An 8,007-nucleotide genomic window follows, 5' to 3' on the forward strand; every position below is an offset into this window, starting at 1 on the left:
TAAGTTTATTCCCCATTTGGGTGGGATTTTTCATGCGGGTTTTAGAAATGGTGGGATGGGTTCTTTTGCTTTTTCTGTTGGAGGTTCCCTTAATGTGGAGGAATTTGATATAAATTCTATTTTTACTGGTGTTTCTCTTCTCTTGGGTAAGAGAGATAAGGTAGTGTTTACAACTGGACCTTCATTCCGACAGGTAGCTCATCTTAACGAAAAATATCAGGTGGGTGAAATTGTTGATACCAATTACATTTCCGAAGAGATGTTGAAGTAAAATAGTTACAAGGTTGGCTGGTTTTTTGGTATTTCATATAATTTAACCAATAAACAAAGGAATGCAATTGTCCAAATGTACAAGTAGTTTGTAGATAGTAGTTATCGAGATCCAACTATTTTTCAGTATTATGCCCTGGATTTTGCATTTCGTCTTTTAGCTAGTGCTTTTCACAATCCTCAGCCTTGAGATCCCAAGATTTTTCTTTTTTGTTCCAAAAAATGGAGTAACATTTCCTATTCATAATCCAATAAGAAAGAATCTTTTTGTCCGTTTTCATAACAAAATTAATTCGGTTGTCAGTTCCAAGATATTTGCTCCAGATTTGTTGAGCATCAATGTTAATAATTTTCATTTCGTAATCGTTACCAATAGCAAAACTAAGATTGGCTTGATTAGGATTAACTATTGTAAGGGCGTTTTTGTCTATTTGAGCCGTACTCATGTCAAATTCTTTGAAGGGAACGGCTAGTTCGGAAGATGGAGCGTTATTGATTCGTTCTTGATCATCCTTAGACAAAGTAATATTAATCTTTTTAATACTATTATCCATAATTTTCGTAAACTGCGAAAATAAGAGAGTAGGACAAAAAAGAAATAAAAAAATTGTATTTCTTATTTTTAATTTCAGCATTTCATGTGTTATTTTAGGTGGTAAAATTATAAAAAAAAATCTGAAAAAAGCTAATTTTTCAGATTCTCATTCTTTCTCATCATCCGTTACCCGATATATATGGGTATGTTTGGGATATTCAGCTACTTTCCATAATCATGCCAAAAGTATTTTCTTTGGAAAAAAATATTTTAGAATTTGATAGTTAGTAGTGCTAAGGTACTGTGTGTAAGGGATTTTTAAAAAATCAAAAGAAAATTATTTAATTTCCCTAACTTTGCAAGTCAATGTTTTTATAAATCATGGAAGAAGAAAGAAAATCGCTCAATTTTATTGAGCAAATTATTGAAGAAGATATCAAAAATGGTCTAAATCGCGAGGATATTCGTTTTCGTTTTCCTCCAGAACCTAATGGATATTTGCATATTGGACATACTAAAGCCATTTGTATTAATTTTGGACTAGGTGAGCAATATAATGCACCAGTTAACCTACGTTTTGATGATACCAATCCTGAAAAAGAAGAGCAAGAGTATGTTGATTCTATTAAGAATGATGTAGAGTGGCTTGGCTTCAAATGGGATAAGGAATTGTATGCGTCAGATTACTTTCAGCAATTATACGATTGGGCGGTCCAAATGATTAAAGATGGTAAGGCCTATGTTGATGAACAGCCTTCCGAAGTGATTACAGAACAAAGAAAAAATCCAACTGAGGTAGGAATCGAAAGTCCTTTCAGAAATCGTCCAGTGGAAGAATCATTGGAACTTTTTGAAAAAATGAAGAACGGAGAGTTTGACGAAGGAGCAATGTCACTTAGAGCAAAAATTGATATGACTTCTCCTAATATGAATATGCGTGACCCTGTTATGTATCGCATTTTGAAGCGTCCGCATCACAGGACAGGAGACAAATGGAAAATTTATCCAATGTATGATTGGGCTCACGGTGAAAGTGATTATATTGAGCAAATTTCTCATTCTTTATGTTCGTTAGAATTTGAAAATCACCGTCCGCTATATGATTGGTATCTTGACCAAGTTTATGACGAGTCTAAAGTTAGAAACAAGCAAAGAGAGTTCTCTCGAATGAATGTTTCTTACATGATTACGTCTAAAAGAAAATTGTTGAGATTGGTCAACGAAGGAATCGTTGCAGGATGGGATGACCCAAGAATGCCCACTATATCTGGATTGAGAAGAAAAGGTTTTACCCCAATTTCAATTAGGAATTTCATTGATAGAGTAGGAGTTACCAAAAGGGAGAACCTTATTGATGTTCAGCTTTTAGAGTTTTTTGTAAGAGAAGATCTTAACAAGAAAGCAAAACGAGTAATGGCAGTGGTTGATCCTGTAAAACTTGTTATTGAAAACTATCCTGAAGGACAAGAAGAATGGTTGGAAACAGAGAATAATCCTGAAGATGAAAATGCGGGAACTCGTGAAATTCCTTTTGGAAGAGAGTTGTGGATTGAGAGAGAAGATTTCATGGAAGATGCTCCAAAGAAATTCTTTAGATTATCAATTGGAAATGAAGTTCGTCTGAAATCTGCATATATTATTAAAGCAACAAGAGTAGATAAAGATGAAAATGGTGAAATTACTACCATCTATGCTACTTATGATGAGAAGTCCAAATCTGGAAGCGGAACAGAAGAGAGTCTTCGTAAAGTGAAAGGAACTTTACATTGGGTTTCAGCAGCTCATGCAACGCCTGTTGAAGTAAGAATTTATGATAGATTATTTACAGTTGAACAACCAGATGCAGAAAAGGAAACTGATTTCCTTGAATTTTTGAATCCAAATTCGGTTAAGGTTGTTAATGGCTATGCAGAACCAAGTCTCAAAGATGTTGAGGTGGGTGAGCCATTACAATTTCAACGTATTGGATATTTTACTAAAGATAGAGACTCTCAAGGTGACAAGATGGTCTTTAACAGAACCGTTACTCTTAAAGATTCTTACAAACCAGAGTAAATTTCGGGACAATAATAAATACAAAACATTGCAGGGCTTATTTTGTAAGCCCTGTTTTTGGTAGCAACTAATAATCAAATTAGATACTGCATTGATCCATTGACGGTTGACAATTTTTGAATTTTAGCAAGAAGTAATTCGGTCGCTTCAATTCCCATTTTGTAACCGTTATTTATAACATATTCATAGTTTGGGTTCATATATTTTGGTAGGGACCCTTCACTGATGGCGACAATCTTGAATGCGTTCTCATCTACTTTCTTTTCCTTTAAGTGACAACTGAGACCACCAAGAATTTCGTCACTCATCGCAAAAATGCCGTCGAATTTATTAAGATCTACTTCGCTTGTAAGCTTATCGATAACCATTTGTGGTGAACTGCAAAAAATACTCGAATAAGCAATGTTAGAGTTGTTATCCAAAGTTTCTTCAAATGCTTTTTTCCGTTGGAGGGTCATTTTAAGGTTTTCGCTTCCATAGATGGCAAGGATATTTTTGCTTCCTGATTCTATAAATTTTTGAGCGCACATCTGTGCATATTTTGCATGATCAAAAATGATATACGGATAGTCTGAATTTTCATGCAGGTTCTTGTCAAAAATCACCAAAGGAATGTCCATTGTATTGGACTCTTTTAGGTGATCCAAAGATCTACTTTCTGAAGTAAGAGAAATCAAGATACCATCCACATGAGAGTTGTAACATATTTTTAAATTTTCTATCTCGTGTTCCAAACTTTCCTCGGAAGACAAAATGAAAAACTTATAGTTTTCTGAAGTTAATTTTTCCGAAATGCCTTTTATAATAGAAGGAACGAAAAACATCGATATTCGAGGAACAATAAGACCAATGATTTTAGAAGATTTCTTCCTAAAATTAATAGCAAACTGATCAGGGACGTAATTAAAAGCTTCTGCCGTTTCCTTCACTTTTTGCCTTACTAATAAACTAATGTCGGGGTGATCTTTCAATGCTCGTGATACAGTTGAGGTACTAATATTGAGCATTTTTGCGATATCTTTTATCGTTATTCTTTTCATTTTCAGCAGTTCGACTTGTTTTTTGGTGAAGTTATTAAAAAAATAAGAGAGTGCAAACACTATGAATGAATAGTTTTTGGGTAATGAACTGTTAAGAAAATGTTAATTTTTCAAGAAACTTACCAACTACAACCGATTGCGCAAACGTTTGCTAATTAACACTGAGTTAATATATGATAAAAGTTATTTTTTTTGAGATGCTTTCAGAATATCTTTAGGACAGAAAATCAATAAGTTATGTATTCATTAATTAAACCCAAAAAATTTGTTACTTTTTTACTTACGGGAATCGTTTGTGTATTATCTGCTCAAGAACGTTCTTCGGATTCGCTTTCAAAAAAGAAGAATCTTAAAGAACCTGAAGGTATTGCAAAAACAACTGAAGATCGAAATGTGATGCTAAACGCTTCTGACGCCAATGCGCCCAGAGAAATTCCGATCGGACTTCCCTCTACTTATGTTAATGTATATGAGAACGGAATGCCCGCAGTGTACTCTTCCGTTCTATACAATGTATCAGCAAACTGGAGAAGTGAGTCCAGCTTAGCTTCTATTGGACTAATGAATCCTGTAGAATCTGCGATAACAACAGGTAATGTTGCTTATTCTGTAACTTCTAAGTCTCATGTTGGATCAGACAAACAGAGAGGAACAATTAATTATTCGGCAAATCATTACGGATTGCAACAATTTGATATTAATACAACTGGATCTATGGGAAAAGGTTGGCAATATTCAGCAAGTATGTATCAGATTTTTGATCCTGGTACCCAAAAGTGGACCTTCACTGATTTTTACGACAGAACTCAAATGTATAAAGGAGCGATTACAAAATTATTCAACAATAATAAAGGTAAGATCTCGCTAATTTATAAATATATAGAGTCTCGAAAAGCAGTTAATATGGATTCTCAAGCACCCTTCATTTATGTAGGAGACGGTAGTATTGCAGAAGCCAATGGTTTTCATTTAGGAACTTCCAGCTATGTTCCTGGAAATGGTGAAATACAATATATGGATTTGCTTTCTGGAAATATTTATAAAGACAATTTCCGTAATAACAATTATAATCAGGGGAATGATATTTCGCTTTTGTCAGAATATAATTTTGATAACGGAATGAAATTAAACGTCAACGCTCGTTATTTAAGAGCAAAAAGTCGTGAGGTGGCAAGAGGTTTTTCTACAATTACTACTATAGAAAACGGTATTGAACAAGGTGGTAACAATGATAATGTATACTACGATTTGAGCGGAAATCTATACACCGGTAAAAAACAATTAGCTATTGCTTATCAACATATTGCAGATATTGATAATTTCTTTGTCACTTCCGAATTATCCAAAAAATATGGGAATCACGACCTTAAATTAGGTTTAAACGAATGGTTTTATAAAGCTAACTATCATTCCAATACTACGATGTATGATACTACAGTAGAACCTTACCCGGCGTTTTTGGTTCATGAAACACCAGCAGGAGGCTTAGTTCAATATTTCAATTACAATATTGCAGGATCCGAGTATTATATCGGTCATGAAAATAAAACTGCACTCTATTTTGTGGATCATTGGAAACCATCAAATAAACTGAATATCAATTACGGTGGTCGATTAGAGTATTACAATATTGAAGGAAACAATCTTCCTTACGAAAGATTCAATGATTTTTACATTGGTAACAATGCTTTGGAAGGTGGAACAATACAGCCAAAACCATTTAAAAATAACAACCTTAATTATGCGGTAAGTTTACAAGCAGACTACAAAATTACAGATAAATTTGGCGTAACTGCTGATGCTACCATAACAGCACAACATCCGCCAATTGACAATTATGCATCATTTTCAAATCCAGCAAACAAAGCCATCAACGTAAATCTTTATAGAGGTGGAGTTTTCTATAGAAACAATTGGATTAGTGCGACCTCAATGGTTACCCAAATCAAGAAAAGTAATTTCTACACCTTAATCAATGTAGCAAACCCTCAAAATAATACTGAGTCCAAAACAACGGCATTTAACTATAATATTCAAACTTTAGGTTGGACAACTACTGCAGAAATTGATCCTTTCAAAGGTTTCCATTTACACTTGTTGTTAACTTTACAAAAACCGCAGTATAAAAATTATGAAACTGTACTGCAATTCGGTACATCAAGTTATCCTGTAAGTGCCAGTGATAAAACCGTAATCGGAATTTCAAGAACTATTATTGAATTTGATCCAAGTTATACCTTCTATAACGATAAAGTAAAAGCCTGGGCAAGTATCCGATATTTTGGAAAACAGTACGCTAATTTGAGTAATGCATTATATTTCAATGGTAGAATTGAATCTTTCGCAGGATTGGATTACAAATTCAACAATCATTTTTCAGTCAGTGGAAGTGTCATTAATTTCTTGAATCAAACTGGTGCAACTGGAATGATTGCAGGTGCTGAATTAATTACTCAGGAAGAAGCTGCTAAATTCAACAACACTTGGATGACTGGTTATTTTCTACGTCCGTTCATTGTACAATTTGGAGCAAAATATGAATTTTAAGAAATTAAAGTCAATTGAACGTTTGCACTTTAAACATCATATAAAGATTTGCCCAATATGCGACTTAAAATCAGACTTAATCTGAAAAGTCACGCCATTGTAGCCTCAAATAACAATCAAAAAATTCAACAATAATGAACGTAAAAAAAATAATTCCTAATCTCAGTTTTTGGCAGATTTGGAATATGAATGTCGGTTTCTTCGGTATTCAATACAGTTTTGGATTGCAACAAACAGCAGTCAATCCTATTTATTCATTTTTGGGAGCACATGCGGATCAGCTTCCAATTCTTAACCTTGCAGGACCTGTAACAGGTTTGCTTATTCAACCATTAATTGGTGCAATGAGCGATAAAACTTGGAGCCCAAAATGGGGACGTAGAAAGCCATATTTCTTAATTGGAGCTTTGTTCTGTAGTTTGGCGTTGTTTTTCTTCCCTTTCAGTTCATCCATTTGGATGGCTGCAGGATTGCTTTGGATTTTAGATGCTGCAAACAATACAGCAATGGAACCTTACAGAGCTTTTATTGGGGACAAACTTCCAGAAAATCAACAAACATTCGGCTTCCAAATGCAGAGTCTTTTTGTGGGAGCAGGGATTACCTTAGCGAATTTATCTTTATTCGTTTTCCAAAAATATTTGGGTGGCAGTTCCGAAACTGGAGGTATTCCGACTTGGGTTTATTATTCATTTTTCTTAGGGTCTTTCTGTTCTATTGCATCAGTGGTATGGTCAGTTTACAAAACGCCGGAAATTCCACCTACAGAAGAAGAATTAAAGGAACTGGAGGAATTAAAGAAAAACAGCAATTTCTTCACGCCTTTTATTGATATTTTTGATGCGATAAAAACAATGCCGAAAATATTGTGGCAATTAGCACTTGTGTATGTATTTCAATGGTATGCTTTATTTATCTACTGGCAATTTATTTCACCTTTGTTAAAGAAAACCATCTATAATATTAGTGAAGCTGATGAACAAAAAGCTACTTCGCTCATCAACCTTTCAAAATCCGGAGGATTTGTATCGCCGACTGATTTATCTTGGGCACAAGATATTGCGCATCATGTCGAAGCTGCGGTAGGTCAGACAGGATTGATGAATGGGACTTATAACTTTGTAACGATGGTTTCTGCGTTGATTTTGGTATATTTTGCTAAAAAATTTCCAACTAAAAATGTTCATGTCGTTTGTTTATTGGGTACAGCTTTGGCATTGATTGTACTTCCGTTCATACACGATCAATATCTTATTTTATTACCAATGGTTCTTTTTGGGATTGGTTGGGCTGCAATTATGGGACTTCCTTATTCTATTGTTTCGCCAAGTATTCCTTCGGAAAAAAGAGGAGTCTATATGGGAATTATCAATATGATGATTGTAATCCCTATGTTGATACAAACATTAACTTTTGGATCGATTTATAAACATTTACTCAATAGCAATCCTGTAAATGCCATTGTTTTGGCTGGCGTTCTTTTCGTCTTTGCAGCAATAAGCGTAACCTTTATGAAGGTAAAAAAACAGGTTGAATAAATGAATTTATCCATTTTGTTTA

Annotated in this window: 6 protein-coding genes; 4 read left to right on the plus strand and 2 right to left on the minus strand. The window is 34.3% G+C overall.

Features of this window, described 5'->3' with window-relative positions:
* On the plus strand, positions 1–271 hold a 271-nt coding region (locus AC4AGG_RS14375; protein ID WP_489772708.1), incomplete at its 5' end, for a hypothetical protein.
* A gap of 160 nt (positions 272–431) precedes the next feature.
* Here the strand turns inward: AC4AGG_RS14375 and AC4AGG_RS14380 are convergent.
* Positions 432–824, minus strand: a complete 393-nt coding sequence (locus AC4AGG_RS14380; RefSeq protein ID WP_489772709.1) for a hypothetical protein — start codon at positions 822–824, stop codon at positions 432–434.
* 362 nt (positions 825–1,186) lie between these two features.
* Between AC4AGG_RS14380 and AC4AGG_RS14385 the strand changes: the two genes are divergently transcribed.
* Positions 1,187–2,860 (plus strand): glutamine--tRNA ligase/YqeY domain fusion protein, encoded by a 1,674-nt coding sequence (locus tag AC4AGG_RS14385; protein WP_489772710.1) that lies wholly within the window; start codon positions 1,187–1,189, stop codon positions 2,858–2,860.
* Between the two features lie 74 nt (positions 2,861–2,934).
* Here the strand turns inward: AC4AGG_RS14385 and AC4AGG_RS14390 are convergent, their stop codons facing one another.
* Positions 2,935–3,900 (minus strand): LacI family DNA-binding transcriptional regulator, encoded by a 966-nt coding sequence (locus AC4AGG_RS14390; RefSeq protein WP_489772711.1) that lies wholly within the window; start codon positions 3,898–3,900, stop codon positions 2,935–2,937.
* A 237-nt stretch (positions 3,901–4,137) separates the two neighbouring features.
* Here AC4AGG_RS14390 and AC4AGG_RS14395 point away from each other — a divergent pair, with 237 nt between their 5' ends.
* Both AC4AGG_RS14395 and AC4AGG_RS14400 read left to right on the plus strand, forming a co-directional pair.
* Complete coding sequence (locus AC4AGG_RS14395; RefSeq protein ID WP_489772712.1) at positions 4,138–6,447, plus strand: TonB-dependent receptor; 2,310 nt, start codon at positions 4,138–4,140, stop codon at positions 6,445–6,447.
* A gap of 134 nt (positions 6,448–6,581) precedes the next feature.
* The gene (locus AC4AGG_RS14400; RefSeq protein ID WP_489772713.1) at positions 6,582–7,985 is read left to right on the plus strand and encodes an MFS transporter; all 1,404 of its coding nucleotides are present in this window, start codon (positions 6,582–6,584) and stop codon (positions 7,983–7,985) included.
* Positions 7,986–8,007 lie beyond the last annotated feature (22 nt).

This window comes from Chryseobacterium sp. CG10_8 (assembly GCF_058117085.1).